Below are 15316 nucleotides of genomic sequence, written 5' to 3'. Positions count from 1 at the left end.
TCTCTTTTGCTTATCTTGACGAGGCTAGGGGGTGGACTAGTCTCTGGACTGCCTGATCTGCCCCGGTGTAAGGCCTAATTTTCGGCGGAATACCCGCGTCATGTGGGACTGATCAGAGAACCCACATTCAGCGGCAACTGCCTTAATGGGCAATTCACTTTTTCTTAGCATCTCTTTCGCCCGCTCAATGCGTTTTTCCATCAGATAGGCACTTGGAGTGGTGCCGTAGGTTTCCTTGAATCGACGGCAAAAGGTCCATACTCCGACGCCCGTCACCTCTGCGAGATTTTCAATGCTCACCTGGTGTTGCAGATTTTCCTTCATGAATTCGATCAGTTTTCCATGTTGTCGTTTTGATAGGCGGGCTTGATTAGTGCTTTCCCGATATTTTATATTTGCGTAGTTGCGTAATAGGTGGACGCTAAGCTGAATTCCTAGGGCTTCAGCGTAGATTTGACCGCCAATCGAAGAGCTCTTGGTTTCCCCCACAATGGCGTCAGAGATGGTGGTGATAACCGGGTCCTCTGCATTCAGAACATCATGTAGGCAGACCTCGGAAATAGGTCGTCCTAAAACATCCTGGGCTACTCGAGACATTAAGTCATTGGATAGGTAAACGTGGGAGACGTCAATATCTTGCGTCCAGTGCCAATGTGATGGCCTGGCCCGGCTCAGCAGGGAGATGTGGCCAGGCACACAGGTAGTTCGCTTCCAGCGACTTTCCACGCGCCGGTCCATCGGAGTCTGGCCCTCAAAGTATCGGACTATCATATAGTGCTTCATCGGTGGTATCGGCACATCTAATCCGGTATAACGGTAAGAGCGCTGCCCTACATCTTTCCACCCTAGACCATCGCTGGCTGTAATGACCTCTCCCGGGACCCACATAGGTAGCTCTTCAGGTGTTATTAGCTTGCTCATTATTCTTGTATCCTCCTTTTTGCCAATATTTTTTTCTTGGAGGGTGGGGTGTTAAGTTGCACTAAGTGATTTTGGGTTTTGGGCTGTTGGTTTTGTGTTTCCCATTGTTTTCATCGGGATAAGCATGGCTATCCATCGTGGATTTGCACTTTTCTAGTCTAGGTTGGGGGTTAGTATACTGATGTAAGACTTTAGGCTGATGAGTGGCGCGTGCTACATCTTTGTTCCACTGAAGGCGGGTTAAGATCAGGGGGGAAGACTAGAGTTTTGGCCCCATCAGCCTAAGGGCATCGAATTCAGTGCTTGTTTTGTAAGTGCAACTGTCAGGTGCTGTAGCCTCGATCCTTACGCCGGGCATGCTACATAGCTGTGTTAGGCTGTTAATTTTCCATAACCTGCACCGAGGGGTAGCGATAAACGATACCGCTTTTATTGCAGCTAGTGGGCTCAGAAGGCCCGGGCGGGGGTCGCGCAGCTCACCAGGCGGCATGGCTCGCTGCCCGGGTTGCGGAAGCGGTGGGGGACCTTGGTGTCGAAGTAGTAGGCCTCGCCGGGCCCGAGCACCCGGCTTTCGGCGCCGATGGTGATCTCGATCTCCCCCTCCAGCACCACCCCGGCCTCCTCGCCCTGGTGGGTGATCATCTCCCGGCCGGTGTCGGCGCCGGGGGGGTAGGTCTCCACCATGAAGGCCAGCGCCCGGTCGCGGCGATCGGCGCCCACCAGCTTGTAGATGACGTCCCCCGAGCCCACGTCGGCGAGCTCCTCTGCCGAGTAGAAGACCCGCCGGCCGCTCTCCAGGTCCAGGGTGAAGAAGTCCCCGACGCTCATGGGGATGGCGTCGAGGATCTTCTTCAGGGAGCTGACCGAGGGGCTCACCTTGCCCTGCTCGATCAGCGACAGGCTAGAGTGGGTCACCCCGCAGCGCTTGGCCAGCTCCCGCTGGGAGATGCCGCGCAGGCTGCGCAGGGCGCGCAGCCGCTCGCCCACGTCATCGGCCATGGTGGCTCCTCAGCACAGGGCGTCGAGCTTCTCTTTCAGCAGCGCATTGACCTGCTGGGGGTTGGCGGTCCCCCGGGAGGCCTTCATCACCTGGCCGACGAAGTAGCCGATCATCTTGCCGCGCTTGTCGGGCTCGGCGTCGCGGTACTGAGCCACCTGGGCCGGGCTCTCCGCGATCACCTGGTCGATCATCGCCTCGATGGCGCCGCTGTCGGTGACCTGCTTGAGCCCCTTGGTCTCGATCACCTCGTCGGCGGACTGCCCCTGGCCGTTCCAGAGCGCCTGGAACACCTGCTTGGCGGCCTTGCCGTTGATGGTGTCATCCAGCACCCTGCCGATCAGCTCGCCGAGCTGGCGGGCCGAGACCGGGCTGTCGGTGATCGGCAGCCCCTCGCGGTTGAGCGCCCCGGCGAGCTCGCCCATCACCCAGTTGGCGGCGGACTTGGCGTCGCCGCAGACGTCCTTCACCTCCTCGAAGTACTCGGCCATCTCGCGGGTGGCCGAGAGCACCCCGGCGTCATAGGCGGAGAGGCCGAGCTCGGCCTGGAAGCGGGCGCGCTTCTCGTCGGGGAGCTCCGGCAGGGCCTCGCGCAGGTGATCCACATAGGCCTGGTCGAGCACCACCGGCAGCAGGTCGGGGCAGGGGAAGTAGCGGTAGTCGTTGGCCTCCTCCTTGGTGCGCATGCTGCGGGTCTCGTCGCGCTCGGGGTCATAGAGACGCGTCTCCTGGACCACCTTGCCGCCATCCTCCAGCAGCTCGATCTGGCGCTCCACCTCGAACTCGATGGCGCGCTCCACGAAGCGGAAGGAGTTGACGTTCTTGATCTCGGCCCGGGTGCCGAACTCGGCCTGGCCCACCGGGCGCACCGAGACGTTGACGTCGCAGCGCATGGAGCCCTCGGCCATATTGCCGTCACTGATGCCGAGATAGGTCACGATGGAGTGGATCGCCTTGAGGTAGGCCGCGGCCTCCTTGGCCGAGCGCATGTCCGGCTCGGAGACGATCTCCAGCAGCGGGGTACCGGCACGGTTGAGGTCGATACCGGTCATGCCGTGGAAATCCTCGTGGAGCGACTTGCCGGCGTCCTCCTCCAGGTGGGCGTGATGGACCCGAATGCGCTTGCTGCTGCCGTCCTCCAGGGTGATCTCCACCTCGCCGGCCCCCACGATGGGGTGGTACATCTGGCTAGTCTGGTAGCCCTTGGGGAGGTCCGGATAGAAGTAGTTCTTGCGATCGAAGATCGAGACCTCGGGGATCTCGGCGTGGATCGCCAGGCCGAACTGCACCGCCATGGCCACCGCCTGCTCGTTGAGCACCGGCAGTACCCCGGGCAGGCCCAGGTCCACGGCGCAGGCCTGGCTGTTGGGCTCGGCCCCAAAGGCGGTGGAGGCCCCGGAGAAGATCTTCGACTTGGTGGCGAGCTGGACGTGCACCTCCAGCCCGATCACGGTTTCCCATTGCATCAGGTGGTCTCCTCGGCAAGCTCGGGGCGGCGCAGGTGCCAGTCGGTGGCCTGCTGGAAGCGGTGGGCGACGTTGAGCAGGCGCGCCTCGGCGAAGTGGGTACCCAGTATCTGCAGGCCCACCGGGCGGCCCTTGACGAAGCCCGCCGGCACGCTGATGCCGGGGATGCCGGCCAGGTTCACCGCGATGGTGTAGATATCCTGCAGGTACATGGAGACCGGGTCCTTCTTGGCGCCCAGGTCGAAGGCCGGGGTGGGGGAGGCCGGCCCCATCAGGACGTCGACCTCCTCGAAGGCGTCGAGGAAGTCCTGGCGGATCAGCCGGCGCACCTGCTGGGCCTTCTTGTAGTAGGCGTCGAAGAAGCCCTCGGAGAGGGTGTGGGTGCCGATCAGGATGCGCCGCTTGACCTCCTCCCCGAAGCCTTCGGCCCGGGAGCGCTTGTAGAGGTCGATCAGGTCGCTGGGGGCCTGGCAGCGGTGGCCGAAGCGTACGCCGTCGTAGCGTGACAGGTTCGAGGAGGCCTCCGCCGGGGCGATGACGTAGTAGGCCGGGATGGCGTAGTGGGTGTGGGGCAGGCTCACCTCGCGCACCGTGGCGCCTAGGGACTCGTAGACCCTGACCGCCTCGCGCACCGCGGTCTCCACCTCGGGGTCGAGGCCGTCGCCGAAATACTCGACCGGCAGGCCGATCTTGAGGCCCGTCAGCGGGGCGCCGAGCTCCTCGGTGTAGTCCGGGACGCCCCTGGCCACGCTGGTGGAGTCCTTCGGGTCGTGGCCGGCGATGGCGTTCAGCAGCAGCGCGCAGTCGGAGGCCGAGCGCGCCATGGGGCCGGCCTGGTCGAGGCTCGAAGCGTAGGCGATGATGCCCCAGCGGGAGACGCGGCCGTAGGTGGGCTTCAAGCCGGTGATGCCGCAGAAGGCCGCCGGCTGGCGAATGGAGCCGCCGGTGTCGGTGCCCATGGCGGCGGGCGCCAGGCCCGCGGCCACGGCGGCGGCGCTGCCCCCGGAGGAGCCGCCGGGCACGGCGGTGGCGTCCCAGGGATTCTTCACCGCGCCGAAGGCGCTGTTCTCGTTGGAGGAGCCCATGGCGAACTCGTCCAGGTTGACCTTGCCCAGGCTCACGGTGCCGGCGGCCTTGAGCCGCTCCACCACGGTGGCGTCGTAGGGGGAGACGAAGTTGGCCAGCATCTTCGAGCCGGCGGTGGTCAGCACCCCCTGGGTGCAGAAGAGGTCCTTGATCGCCACGGGCAGGCCGGTGAGCGGGCCCGCCTCGCCCCGGGCGCGGGCGGCGTCGGCGGCATCGGCGGCGGCCAGGGCCGCCTCGGGGGTCACGGTGATAAAGCTGTTGAGCTCGCCATCGAGGCGCTCGATGCGCGCCAGCAGATGCTCGGTCAGCTCGCGGCTGGTGAACTCGCCGGCCGTGAGGGCGGCGGCCAGTTCGGTCAGTGTCTTGTCATGCATGGGCCGGGGGCTCCGTCGGAATGCTTATTCGACCACGCGGGGGACCAGGTAGAGGCCCTGTTCCACTGCCGGTGCGCAGCGCTGGAAGCGGTCGCGCTGGTCGCTCTCGGTCACCTCGTCGGCGCGCAGCCGCTGGGTGGCGTCCAGCGGGTGGGCCAGGGGGGCGACGCCCTGGGTGTCGAGAGCCTGCAGTTGGTCCACCATCTCAAGGATGCGGCCGAGGTCGTCCTGGTAGTGGGCGGCCTCCTCGTCGCTCAGGCCGAGCCGGGCAAGGTGCGCGGCCCTGAGCACGTCAGCGTGTTCAAGCGCCATGATTCGGATGTCCTCGAAGGGAAAACAAGGCGCAAAAGGTACCACATCCGGACGCCTGCGGGCAGCTGCGGAAGAGGCGTCCCCCGCGGGTTCCGCGCTTGCTGCGCGGGGGCCGCGGTGATACCGTTTGCCTCCGCACAGGGTTCCCGGACTGCACTAGGTAACGACTTCCATGTTCAAACGCTTGAGGGGGCTGTTCTCCAGCGATCTGTCGATCGACCTGGGAACCGCCAATACGCTGATATACGTGCGCGGTCGTGGCATCGTGCTCGACGAGCCGTCGGTCGTGGCCATCCGCCAGTCCGGCAACATGCGCAGCGTGGCCGCCGTGGGCTCCGACGCCAAGCGCATGCTGGGCCGCACCCCCGGCAATATCACCGCCATTCGTCCGATGAAGGACGGCGTGATCGCCGACTTCACCGTTACCGAGCAGATGCTGCAGCACTTCATCCGCAAGGTCCATCAGAGTACCTTCCTCACCCCGAGTCCGCGGGTGCTGGTCTGCGTGCCCTGCATGTCGACCCAGGTGGAGCGTCGCGCCATCAAGGAGTCCGCCGAGGGCGCCGGCGCCCGCGAGGTGTTCCTGATCGAGGAGCCCATGGCGGCGGCCATCGGTGCCGGCCTGCCGGTGGAAGAGGCCCAGGGCTCCATGGTGGTGGATATCGGCGGCGGGACCAGCGAGATCGCCATCATCTCCCTCAACGGCATCGTCTACTCCGAGTCGATCCGCGTCGGCGGCGACCGCTTCGACGAGGCGATCATCGGCTATGTGCGCCGCCACTACGGCAGCCTGATCGGCGAGGCCACCGCCGAGCGCATCAAGGAGGAGATCGGCTGCGCCTATCCCGGCGGCGAGCTGCGCGAGATCGACGTGCGCGGGCGCAACCTGGCCGAGGGCATCCCGCGCAGTTTCACGCTCAACTCCCACGAGATCCTCGACGCCCTGCAGGAGACCCTGGCCTCCATCGTGGCCGCGGTGAAGAACGCCCTGGAGCAGTCGCCCCCGGAGCTCGCCTCGGATATCGCCGAACGCGGCCTGGTGCTGACCGGCGGCGGGGCGCTGCTGCGCGACCTGGACAAGCTGATCGCCGAGGAGACCGGCCTGCCGGTGATCGTCGCCGAGGATCCGCTGACCTGTGTGGCTCGCGGTGGCGGCAAGGCTTTGGAGATGATCGACCAGCACACCTTCGAGCTGCTCTCCAGCGACTGACTCGGGGGGCCGCCCTATCAAGCCGCTGTTCTCCCACGGCCCGCTGCCCGGCTATCGTCTCTTCCTGTGCGTGCTGACCGCCTCGGCGCTGATGTTCGCCGATACGCGGTTCACGCGCATGGAGGAGGTGCGCGCCCAGCTCTCCACCCTGGTGGCGCCCATCCAGTGGGCGGTGAGCCTGCCCAGCGATATTCTCACCTGGGGGTCGCTGGCGCTCTCCGATCAGCGCGCCCTGCTGGAGGAGAACCGTCGGCTTCGCGAGCAGATCCTGACCCTTTCGCACCGGGTGCAGCACATGGCGAGCCTCACCGCCGAGAACGTGCGCCTGCGCGAGCTGCTCTCCGCCTCCCGCCAGGACGATATGCCCTTTATCACCGCCGAGCTGCTCTCCCTGGACCCGGACCCCTTCACCCACCAGATGGTGGTGGATCGCGGTCGGCGTCACGGCGTCTACGTGGGACAGCCGGTGATGGACGCCTCGGGCCTGGTGGGCCAGGTGACCGCGGTCTCCGGCTACTCCAGCCGGGTGCTCACCGTGGCCGATGCCAGCCATGCGCTGCCGGTGCAGGTCAATCGCAACGGCCTGCGCTTCATCGTTCGGGGCAGCGGCCGCTACGACGCTCTCAAGGTGCTGCACGTGCCGGACACCGCCGACATTCGCGAGGGCGACCTGCTGATCACCTCGGGGCTGGCCGGGCGCTTTCCGGCAGGCTACCCGGTGGCCCGGGTCGCCGAGGTGGTTCATGACCCGGGGCAGCCCTTTGCGCGGGTCACCGCCACCCCGGTGGCCCAGCTGCAGCGCTCGCGCCACTTCCTGCTGCTCTTCCCGACGCCGCCTCCCGGCGCCGACGACGAGGCCTGGGAGCTGGAGCTCTCCGCCGACGCCATGGAGGCTGCGCGTGCCGTGATTGGTCTCGATGCCGACCAGGAGGCTCCCTGATGGGTGCGCCGTCCCCCGCCAATCTCGCCCTGCCCTGGATCTGGCTGACCCTGCTGCTGGCGCTCTGCCTGCAGGTGATGCCCCTGGCCGACGGCTGGCAGATCTGGCGCCCCGACTGGCTGGGGCTGCTGCTGATCTACTGGTGCATGAAGGCGCCCCACAAGGTGGGAGTCTTCCACGGCTTTGCACTGGGGCTGCTGGTCGACCTGATCGAGGGGGCCACCCTGGGTCAGAACGCCCTGATCCTGTCGTTGCTGGCCTTCCTCTGCGCTCTGGTCTATCCCCGTTTCCGGGCCTACTCCCTGGTCCAGCAGGCGCTGCTGATCCTGGTCCTGCTGGGCACCGTCCAGCTGGCCGAGCAGTGGCTGCGCACCCTGGTAGGGCCCTTCTCGATCCACCTCTCCTTTCTCTTGCCGTCGCTGATCGGCGCCGTGCTCTGGCCCTGGCTTGCCACCCTCTTCGAGGCTCTGGGGCGGCGCCTGGCCCGCGACTGACCCGGAGCCGCCATGACCACTGTTCCCCCTTCGCCCGTGCTCTGCCTGGCCAGCGCCTCCCCTCGTCGCCGCGACCTGCTCGCCGATATCGGCGTGGCGGTATCGGTGTGCCCGGTGGATATCGACGAGACGCCGCGCCCCGGGGAGGGAGCGGTGGCCTATGTGACCCGCCTGGCACGGGAGAAGGCGCTGGCCGGCGCCCGGCTCACGCCGCTGCCGACCCTGGGCTCCGATACCGCCGTGGTCTGCGACGGCGAGATCCTCGGCAAGCCGGCGGGGCCCGAGCACGCCGCCGCCATGCTGCGCCGCCTCGCCGGTCGCTCCCACGAAGTGCTCACCGCGGTGGCGGTGAGCGGCCCGGCCGGGGTGCTCGACGCCTGTGTCGCCACCCGCGTGACCATGCGCGAGATCGCCGACGACGAGATCGTCGCCTACTGGGCCAGCGGCGAGCCCGCCGACAAGGCGGGCGGCTACGCCATCCAGGGGCTGGCGGCGGTGTTCGTCGAGCGCATCGAGGGCAGCCACTCGGCGGTGGTGGGGCTGCCGCTTTACGAGACCGCCGAGCTGCTGCGCCGCCAGGGTGTAGCGCTGTGGAGCGGTGCCCTGGGTCCAGCGGCGAGCGCTTAAACGCCTTGGGCCTATGCCACTATGTCATAATGACCGCAAAGCATTCTGGACAAGGATTTCCGCATGAGCGGTGAAGTACTCATCAACCTGACCCCGATGGAGACCCGCGTCGCCGTGGTGGAGAACGGCGTGCTGCAGGAGGCCTTCGTCGAGCGCAGCCGCCGGCGCGGTATCGTCGGCAATATCTACAAGGGCAAGGTGGTGCGGGTGCTGCCCGGCATGCAGGCGGCCTTCGTCGATATCGGCCTGGACCGCGCCGCCTTCATCCACGCCCACGAGGTGATGCCCCCCGGCACCCCTGCCGACGAGCAGCTCTCCATCGGCCACCTGCTCCACGAGGGGCAGGCGCTGGTGGTGCAGGTCACCAAGGACCCCATCGGCTCCAAGGGGGCAAGGCTCACCACCCACCTCTCCGTGCCGTCGCGCTACCTGGTCTACATGCCGGACGCTCCCCATCATGGGGTCTCCCAGCGCATCGAGGACGAGCGCGAGCGAGAGCGCCTGCGCGGGCTGATCGAGGAGGCCCAGGGCCAGCAGAGCCTGGAGGTGGTGGGGGGCTTCATCGTGCGCACCGCCGCCGAGGGGGTGGGGCTCGAGGAGCTCGCCGCCGACATGCACTTCCTGCTGCGGCTGTGGCGCAAGGTGAGCGAGCGCAAGGTGACCGCCGGGGCCCCCAGCGTCATCTACGACGACCTGCCGCTCTTCATGCGCATCCTGCGCGATGTCATGCGCGACGATATCGAGAAGGTGCGCATCGACTCCCGGGAGAACCACGTCAAGCTGATCGAGTTTGCCGAGGAGTTCATGCCCACGGCGGTGGAGCGTATCGAGCACTACGCCGGCGAGCGGCCGATCTTCGATCTGTTCAGCGTCGAGGACGAGATCCAGAAGGCCCTGGGGCGTAAGGTGCAGCTCAAGTCCGGGGGGTATCTGGTCATCGACCCCACCGAGGCGATGACCACCATCGACGTCAACACCGGCGGCTATGTGGGGCACCGCAACCTCGAGGAGACCATCTTCAAGACCAACCTCGAGGCGGCTACCGCCATCGCCCGGCAGCTCCGGCTGCGCAACTTGGGTGGCATCATCATCATCGACTTCATCGACATGGAGGACACCGAGCATCAGCGCCAGGTGCTGCGCATGCTCGAGAAGTCCCTGGAGCGGGACCACGCCAAGACCAAATGCACCGGCGTCACCGAGCTGGGCCTCGTCCAGCTGACCCGCAAGCGCACTCGCGAAAGTCTGGAACAGACCCTCTGCGAGGCCTGTCCCACCTGTGGAGGGCGCGGCACCCTCAAGACCCCGGAGACGGTCTGCTACGAGATCTTCCGCGAGATCCTCCGCGAGGAGCGCGCCTACAGCGCCGAGACCTATATGGTGCTGGCGGCCCAGGCGGTGGTGGACCGCCTGCTCGACGAAGAGTCGGCGGCGGTGGCCGACCTCGAGGAGTTCATCGGCAAGCCGATCCGCTTCCAGGTCGAGGCCCACTACTCCCAGGAGCAGTACGACATCGTACTGATGTAAGCCCATGTCCCCGACCCGCCTGGTGGTGCGCTGGAGCCTGACCCTGGTCGCGCTGGTGCTGGCGTCGCTGGCGCTGCTGCTGCTCGCCCTGCGCCTCGCCCTGGGGCTCGCGGATGGCCTCACCCCGCGCCTGGAGGCGCTGCTCTCGGCACGCTTCGGCGCCGAGGTGAGCATCGCCGAGCTGGATACCCGCCTGGCGGGCTTCGACCCGGCGCTCTCCCTGGACACCCTGACCATAGCGTCTCGGGACCGGCGCCTGACGCTGCTGGAGGTGGAAAGCGGCCGGCTGCGTCTCGACACCCTGGCCACCCTGCGTGCCGGGGTGCCGGTGGTGGAGGACGCCAGGCTCTCCGGGGTCACCCTGCACCTCTACCAGACTCCGGAGGGGGGCTGGCACTGGCCCGATCCCGCCGAGCTGCCTCCCGAGCTGCAGCCCAGCGGCGAGTTCGACCTGGAGCGTCTCGATTTCTGGGTCGGGGTGCTGCTGCGCCAGCGCGCCTGGGCCGACGAGGTGCGGGTGGTGCTGCACGGCCGCGAGCGCCGCGTGACCCTGGAATCACCGCGGCTGCTGATGACCGGTGATGAGCGCCATGCCCACCTGGAGGGGGAGATTCGCCTGGAGGGGGACCCGGAGGCCGCCATGCAGGCCGCCCTGGAGGTGCTGCCCGGCCCCGGGGGCTTTCGCGACTTCAGTGCCGCCCTGCAGGCGGAGATGCGCCTCGACAGCCTGATCAGCCTGATGGAGGTGCTGGGCCGCAACGAGCCCCTGCGCCTCGATGAATCCAGCGGCCGGGCACGGCTCTGGGGGCGCTGGCACCGCGGCTCGCTGGCCGATGCGCGGCTGGAGCTGGGCATCGCCCGGCTGGCGGTGAGCCACGCCGATGAGAACGGCGAACGCCACGCCATCGAGCTCTCCGAGGTGATGGGGCGCGGCCAGTGGCTGCGCCGGGACGAGGGCTGGGAGGCGTGGTTCGAGGGGGATGCGGAGAGCCCCGAGGCCACCGAGCCCGATGCTCTGGAGACGCCCTGGGGCCCGGCGCTGCCTCATCGCTGGCAGCTGGCCGGCGACGCCGATGGCTGGTGGCTGAACACCAGCGGTTTTGACGTCGGCTCCCTGGCCGCCTGGCGCCATCGGGTGCCGCTGCCGGAGGCCCTGGGGCGGGTGGTGGACACCCTGGATCCCCGGGGCCAGGTGACCGGCTTTCGCCTCGGCCATCGCCACGGCGAGTGGCTGGCCCGGGCGGCGCTCAGCGGGGTGGAGGTTTCGCCCTGGGAGCAGGCCCCCGGCGGTGGCCCCCTGGACATCTGGGTGGAGGCCCGGGACCTCACCGGGCGGGTCCATTTCGTGGGGGGAGGGGGCGCCAGCCTCCACTTTCCCGAACTCTTCGAGGCCCCCATGACCCTGGAGCACGCCGCCGGCGAGGTGGTGTGGGCCTACGATGGCCCCCGGACCCTGGTTACGGGACGCGACCTGCGGGTTGGCTGGAACGGCGCCGAGGTGGAGGGCGGCTTCGGCCTTGCCGTGGGCGGCGGGCAGCGCGGCGGCTTCGGCCTCTCCCTGGATTTTCGTGAGGTGGATGCCCTCGACGCCCCGCTGAGCGGCTGGCTGCCGGTGGGGATCCTCGGCGACGAGCTGCGCGACTGGCTCGGCGGCGTGGCCGGCCGGGTGAGCGAGGGCGCGCTGCGCCTGCACGCTCCCCTGGGCGGCGCCGAGGCGATGCTCCCGAGCTTCGGCCTGGAACTCGCCATCGAGCAGGGGCGACTGGCCTTCGACCCCGCCTGGCCGGCGCTGAGCGAGGTGAGAGGGCAGCTGTCGCTTCAGGACACCCACCTGCAGGCCAGGGTGGAGCACGCCGAGAGCCTGGGGGTGACGGCCCGTCGGGGCGAGGTGCGCCTCGTCGATGAGCGCCTCGAGGTGGAGGGGGAGCTCGAGGCCTCCGCCGAGGCGCTGCGTCGCTATCTGCTCGCCATGCCGGTGGAGGGGATCGAGGCGGTGGAGGCGTGGCAGGGAGAGGGGCGCGCCGAGGGGCAGCTCAGGCTGGCGCTGCCCCTGGGCGAGCCCGGCGGACTCGAGCTCGATATCGAGACCCAGGCGCGCCTGTCGCGGCTGGTGTATCGCCCCCTCGAGCTTGCGTTCAGCGACCTCGCAGGTCCCCTGGCCTGGCGCCAGCGGGGCGAGGAGGGGGGGCTCGAGGGGCGCATCGAGGGCCGGCTGCTGGGTGGCCCGGTACGCGCCGAGATCGACACCCTGGCCGGCGGCCTGGACCTGGCCGGCTCGGCAGAGGCCGGGTCGCTGCTCGACTGGGGCGGGGTGGCCGGGCTGCGCGAGTCGGCAAGCGGTCGCTTCCCCTGGCAGGGCCGGCTGGCGGTCGGTGAGGAGGGCGTGGACCTCGGGCTCGATAGCAATCTGGAGGGCCTCGTCATCGACCTGCCGTCGCCGCTGGGCAAGGCTGCCGCCGAGCGGCGCCCGCTGCGGCTCGATATGGATCTGACCGAGGGGCGCCTCGACGGGCGCCTGGGCGATGACCTGAGGCTGCGCTGGCGGGACCTGCCGGGCGAGGGGCCCGGCCAGGGACAGGTGTGGCTGGGGCGAGCTCCCGCCGCCGGCTGGCCCGCCGGGGAGGGGTGGTGGGTCGACGCCTACCAGCCGCGCCTGGACCCGGCGGCCTGGGCCGAGGCGCTGGGCGGGCTTGGCGGTCAGGCCTCGGGCGGGGGCGGCGCCGCCGGGCTTCGCGAGGTCCGCCTGGCCACCGACTGCCTGGAGAGCGACGGCCACTGCATCGGCTCCTTTGCTGCCGAGGCGAGGCCCCAGGCGGGGGGTGGCTGGCGCGCGGCACTGGACGGCAGCCTGCTTGCCGGGCAGCTCGACTACCGCCCGGCCCTGGCCGATGCCCTGGACATTGGCCTGACCCGGCTCTCCCTGGATAGCTTGACCCCCGAGCCGGCGGGGGTGGGCTCGCTCTTCGACGAGATCGCCACGCCCCCAGAGCCTACGCCGCTGCCCGGCTGGGTGGCCGAGCTCCCCGATGGCCGTCTGCGCATCGCCGAGATCGAGCGCGGCGGTCAGCGCCTGGGGCCCCTGACCGCGCGCTGGCGCGCCACCCCGGAGCGCCTCACCGTCGCGCCTCTGGGGCTGACCCTGGGGCAGATCACTGCCCGGGGCGAGCTGGTCTGGGAGGCCGCCGGCGACGCCGACAGCCTGACCCGGGCGCGCCTTGACCTGGACGGCCGCGACCTGGGCACCGCCCTGGAAGCACTGGGGCAGGCCGCCGCCATTCGCAGCGCCGAGACTCGGGTGAAGAGCCAGCTCGCCTGGCCGGGGGCCCCCTGGCAGTTCGCCCTGGAGCGCTCCCGGGGCAGCGTCGAGGCGGAGCTGCGCGACGGGCGTTTCGTCAACCTGGCCTCGACGCCGGCGCGGCTGGTGGGGCTGCTCAACCTGGACAACCTGGTGCGCCGCCTGCGCCTGGACTTCTCCGACGTGACCGGCCAGGGCACCGCCTTCGACCGTGTCAGCGGCGCGGCGACCCTGTATGGTGGCATACTGGAAACCCGAGGGCCGGTAACGGTCGATGGCCCGGCCACCCGCTTTACCCTGGAGGGGCGCGTGGACCTCGCCCGCCGGGAACTCGACCAGCGGCTGGGGGTCACGGTACCCATCAGCCGCAACCTGCCGCTGGCGGCGGTGCTCGCCGGGGCGCCGGTGGTGGGGGGAGCCCTCTTTATCGCCGACCGCCTCTTCGGTGACGCTCTCGACCGCGTGACCCGAATTCACTATCGCGTGCGGGGTCCCTGGACCGCGCCGCAGATTTCCGTGGAAAGTGCCGAATGACTGCATCCCGACGTTCCCTGATCGACGAAGCCGCCGACTGCCTGCTGACCCCCGGGGGACTGACCCTCGACGACCTGGACCTCGGCCTGGGCCACGCCCTGGGGCCGGGCATCGACTATGCCGATCTCTACTTCCAGCGCAGCTGGCACGAGGGCTGGGTGCTGGAGGATGGCGAGGTCAAGGAGGCGAGCTACAACATCGACGGCGGCGTCGGCGTGCGCTCGCTCGCCGGCGAGAAGACCGGCTTCGCCTACTCCAACCAGATCACCGCCGACGCCCTGGCCGAGACCGGTCGCACGGCCTCCGGCATTGTGCGCAGCGGCAGCCGGCTAGCGGTCGCCCCCAGGGTGGTGGTGCAGGGGGACGCTCGCTATGGCGGCGTGGATCCGCTCACCGGCCTTTCCGCCGAGGAGAAGATCGCCCTGCTCAAGGAGGCGGACCGGGTGGCGCGCGCCGCCGACCCCTCGGTGAGCCAGGTCAGCGCCTCGCTCACCGGCGTGCACGAGGTGGTGCTGGTACGCGCCAGCGACGGCACCCTGGCGGCGGATATCCGCCCCCTGGTGCGCTTCAACGTCAGCGTCATCGCCGTGAGGAACGGCCGCCGGGAGCGCGGCAGCGCCGGCGGCGGCGGCCGCTACCCCATGTCGCGGCTGCGTGACGAGGGCGTGGCCGAACGCTTCGCCAAGGAGGCGGTGCGCCAGGCGCTGGTCAATTTGGAGGCCATCGATGCCCCGGCTGGCCAGCTGCCGGTGGTGCTGGCGCCGGGCTGGCCCGGCATCCTGCTCCACGAGGCGGTGGGGCACGGCCTGGAGGGGGACTTCAACCGCAAGGGCAGCTCCGCCTTCGCCGGCCGCATGGGCCAGCGGGTGGCGGCAAAGGGCGTCACCGTGGTGGACGACGCCACCCTGGCCGATCGTCGCGGCTCCATGAGCGTCGACGATGAGGGCACCCCGGGGCAGTGCACCACGCTGATCGAGGACGGCATCCTCACCGGCTATATGCAGGACAAGCTCAATGCCCGGCTGATGGGCATGGCGCCCACCGGCAACGCCCGGCGCGAGTCCTTCGCCCACCTGCCGATGCCGCGCATGACCAACACCATCATGCTGGCCGGCCAGGACGACCCCGCGGATATCCTGAAGAGCGTCAAGCGCGGTCTCTATGCGGTGAGCTTCGGCGGCGGTCAGGTGGATATCACCTCGGGCAAGTTCGTCTTCTCGGCCAGCGAAGCCTATCTGGTGGAGGATGGCAGGATCACCGCGCCGGTGAAGGGCGCGACCCTGATCGGCAACGGCCCCGAGGCCATGGGGCGGGTGTCGATGATCGGCCACGACCTGGAGCTGGACGCCGGCATCGGCGTCTGTGGCAAGGAGGGACAGGGCGTGCCGGTGGGGGTGGGCCAGCCCACCCTGAAGCTGGATGAGCTGACGGTGGGTGGCACCCAGTCGTAGGCGACTGGCCTGTAGGAGCCCAGCTCTGCTGGGCGATGGCGGTCATCGGCCCGGCTGGCGGCTGCCGCAGGGGCACCTGACG

Annotated in this window: 12 protein-coding genes; 7 read left to right on the top strand and 5 right to left on the bottom strand. The window is 68.7% G+C overall.

The features are described 5' to 3' along the window. Positions 1 to 36: 36 nt before the first annotated feature. The 5 genes from NHL60_RS12715 to gatC form a co-directional block, all read right to left on the bottom strand. Entirely contained in the window at positions 37 to 921 is an 885-nt protein-coding gene (locus NHL60_RS12715) for an AraC family transcriptional regulator (RefSeq protein WP_253443881.1), read from the bottom strand. Between the two features lie 447 nt (positions 922 to 1368). Then, a complete protein-coding gene (locus NHL60_RS12710) occupies positions 1369 to 1920 on the bottom strand; it encodes a cupin domain-containing protein (RefSeq protein WP_253443880.1) in 552 nt (183 codons plus the stop codon). Between the two features lie 9 nt (positions 1921 to 1929). Further along, the gene (gatB, locus tag NHL60_RS12705; RefSeq protein WP_253443879.1) at positions 1930 to 3384 is read right to left on the bottom strand and encodes an Asp-tRNA(Asn)/Glu-tRNA(Gln) amidotransferase subunit GatB; all 1455 of its coding nucleotides are present in this window, start codon (positions 3382 to 3384) and stop codon (positions 1930 to 1932) included. Then, positions 3384 to 4844: an Asp-tRNA(Asn)/Glu-tRNA(Gln) amidotransferase subunit GatA gene (gatA, locus tag NHL60_RS12700; protein WP_253443876.1), complete on the bottom strand. Its 1461-nt coding sequence runs from the start codon at positions 4842 to 4844 to the stop codon at positions 3384 to 3386. Before gatA ends, gatB begins: the two co-directional genes overlap by 1 nt. A gap of 24 nt (positions 4845 to 4868) precedes the next feature. Further along, the gene (gene gatC / locus NHL60_RS12695; RefSeq protein WP_253443874.1) at positions 4869 to 5156 is read right to left on the bottom strand and encodes an Asp-tRNA(Asn)/Glu-tRNA(Gln) amidotransferase subunit GatC; all 288 of its coding nucleotides are present in this window, start codon (positions 5154 to 5156) and stop codon (positions 4869 to 4871) included. A 172-nt stretch (positions 5157 to 5328) separates the two neighbouring features. On the opposite strand from gatC, the gene NHL60_RS12690 reads away from it, so the two are divergent. The 7 genes from NHL60_RS12690 to tldD all read left to right on the top strand — a co-directional run bounded on the left by NHL60_RS12690 (position 5329) and on the right by tldD (position 15234). Beyond that, positions 5329 to 6366 (top strand): rod shape-determining protein, encoded by a 1038-nt coding sequence (locus NHL60_RS12690; RefSeq protein WP_023005904.1) that lies wholly within the window; start codon positions 5329 to 5331, stop codon positions 6364 to 6366. Positions 6367 to 6382: 16 nt separating this feature from the next. Then, positions 6383 to 7306 carry a rod shape-determining protein MreC gene (gene mreC, locus NHL60_RS12685; protein ID WP_301271112.1) on the top strand — a complete coding sequence of 308 codons (924 nt, stop codon included), beginning with the start codon at positions 6383 to 6385 and terminating at the stop codon, positions 7304 to 7306. Next, entirely contained in the window at positions 7306 to 7800 is a 495-nt protein-coding gene (mreD, locus tag NHL60_RS12680) for a rod shape-determining protein MreD (RefSeq protein ID WP_253443870.1), read from the top strand. The genes mreC and mreD overlap by 1 nt, the downstream gene beginning before the upstream one ends. 12 nt (positions 7801 to 7812) lie before the next feature. Next, positions 7813 to 8427, top strand: coding sequence for a nucleoside triphosphate pyrophosphatase (locus NHL60_RS12675; RefSeq protein WP_253443868.1), 615 nt, complete (start codon positions 7813 to 7815; stop codon positions 8425 to 8427). A 63-nt stretch (positions 8428 to 8490) separates the two neighbouring features. Further along, on the top strand, positions 8491 to 9954 hold the full coding sequence (rng, locus tag NHL60_RS12670; protein WP_253443866.1) for a ribonuclease G: 1464 nt from the start codon (positions 8491 to 8493) through the stop codon (positions 9952 to 9954). Between the two features lie 4 nt (positions 9955 to 9958). Continuing rightward, positions 9959 to 13783: a YhdP family protein gene (locus NHL60_RS12665; protein WP_253443863.1), complete on the top strand. Its 3825-nt coding sequence runs from the start codon at positions 9959 to 9961 to the stop codon at positions 13781 to 13783. Next, a complete protein-coding gene (tldD, locus tag NHL60_RS12660) occupies positions 13780 to 15234 on the top strand; it encodes a metalloprotease TldD (protein ID WP_253443862.1) in 1455 nt (484 codons plus the stop codon). Before NHL60_RS12665 ends, tldD begins: the two co-directional genes overlap by 4 nt. Positions 15235 to 15316 lie beyond the last annotated feature (82 nt).

It is taken from the genome of Halomonas sp. Y3, assembly GCF_024137965.1.
Taxonomy (GTDB): Bacteria; Pseudomonadota; Gammaproteobacteria; order Pseudomonadales; family Halomonadaceae; genus Halomonas; species Halomonas mongoliensis.
Note: the sequence above shows the minus strand (reverse complement) of the source record. Positions and strands in the feature narration are given on the sequence as shown.

Bases quoted from the DNA above. Each gene is read 5' to 3' on its own strand.
- NHL60_RS12715 (WP_253443881.1), bottom strand. From the start codon at position 921: ATGAGCAAGCTAATAACACCTGAAGAGCTACCTATGTGGGTCCCGGGA.
- NHL60_RS12710 (WP_253443880.1), bottom strand. From the start codon at position 1,920: ATGGCCGATGACGTGGGCGAGCGGCTGCGCGCCCTGCGCAGCCTGCGC.
- gatB (WP_253443879.1), bottom strand. From the start codon at position 3,384: ATGCAATGGGAAACCGTGATCGGGCTGGAGGTGCACGTCCAGCTCGCC.
- gatA (WP_253443876.1), bottom strand. From the start codon at position 4,844: ATGCATGACAAGACACTGACCGAACTGGCCGCCGCCCTCACGGCCGGC.
- gatC (WP_253443874.1), bottom strand. From the start codon at position 5,156: ATGGCGCTTGAACACGCTGACGTGCTCAGGGCCGCGCACCTTGCCCGG.
- NHL60_RS12690 (WP_023005904.1), top strand. From the start codon at position 5,329: ATGTTCAAACGCTTGAGGGGGCTGTTCTCCAGCGATCTGTCGATCGAC.
- mreD (WP_253443870.1), top strand. From the start codon at position 7,306: ATGGGTGCGCCGTCCCCCGCCAATCTCGCCCTGCCCTGGATCTGGCTG.
- NHL60_RS12675 (WP_253443868.1), top strand. From the start codon at position 7,813: ATGACCACTGTTCCCCCTTCGCCCGTGCTCTGCCTGGCCAGCGCCTCC.
- rng (WP_253443866.1), top strand. From the start codon at position 8,491: ATGAGCGGTGAAGTACTCATCAACCTGACCCCGATGGAGACCCGCGTC.
- NHL60_RS12665 (WP_253443863.1), top strand. From the start codon at position 9,959: ATGTCCCCGACCCGCCTGGTGGTGCGCTGGAGCCTGACCCTGGTCGCG.
- tldD (WP_253443862.1), top strand. From the start codon at position 13,780: ATGACTGCATCCCGACGTTCCCTGATCGACGAAGCCGCCGACTGCCTG.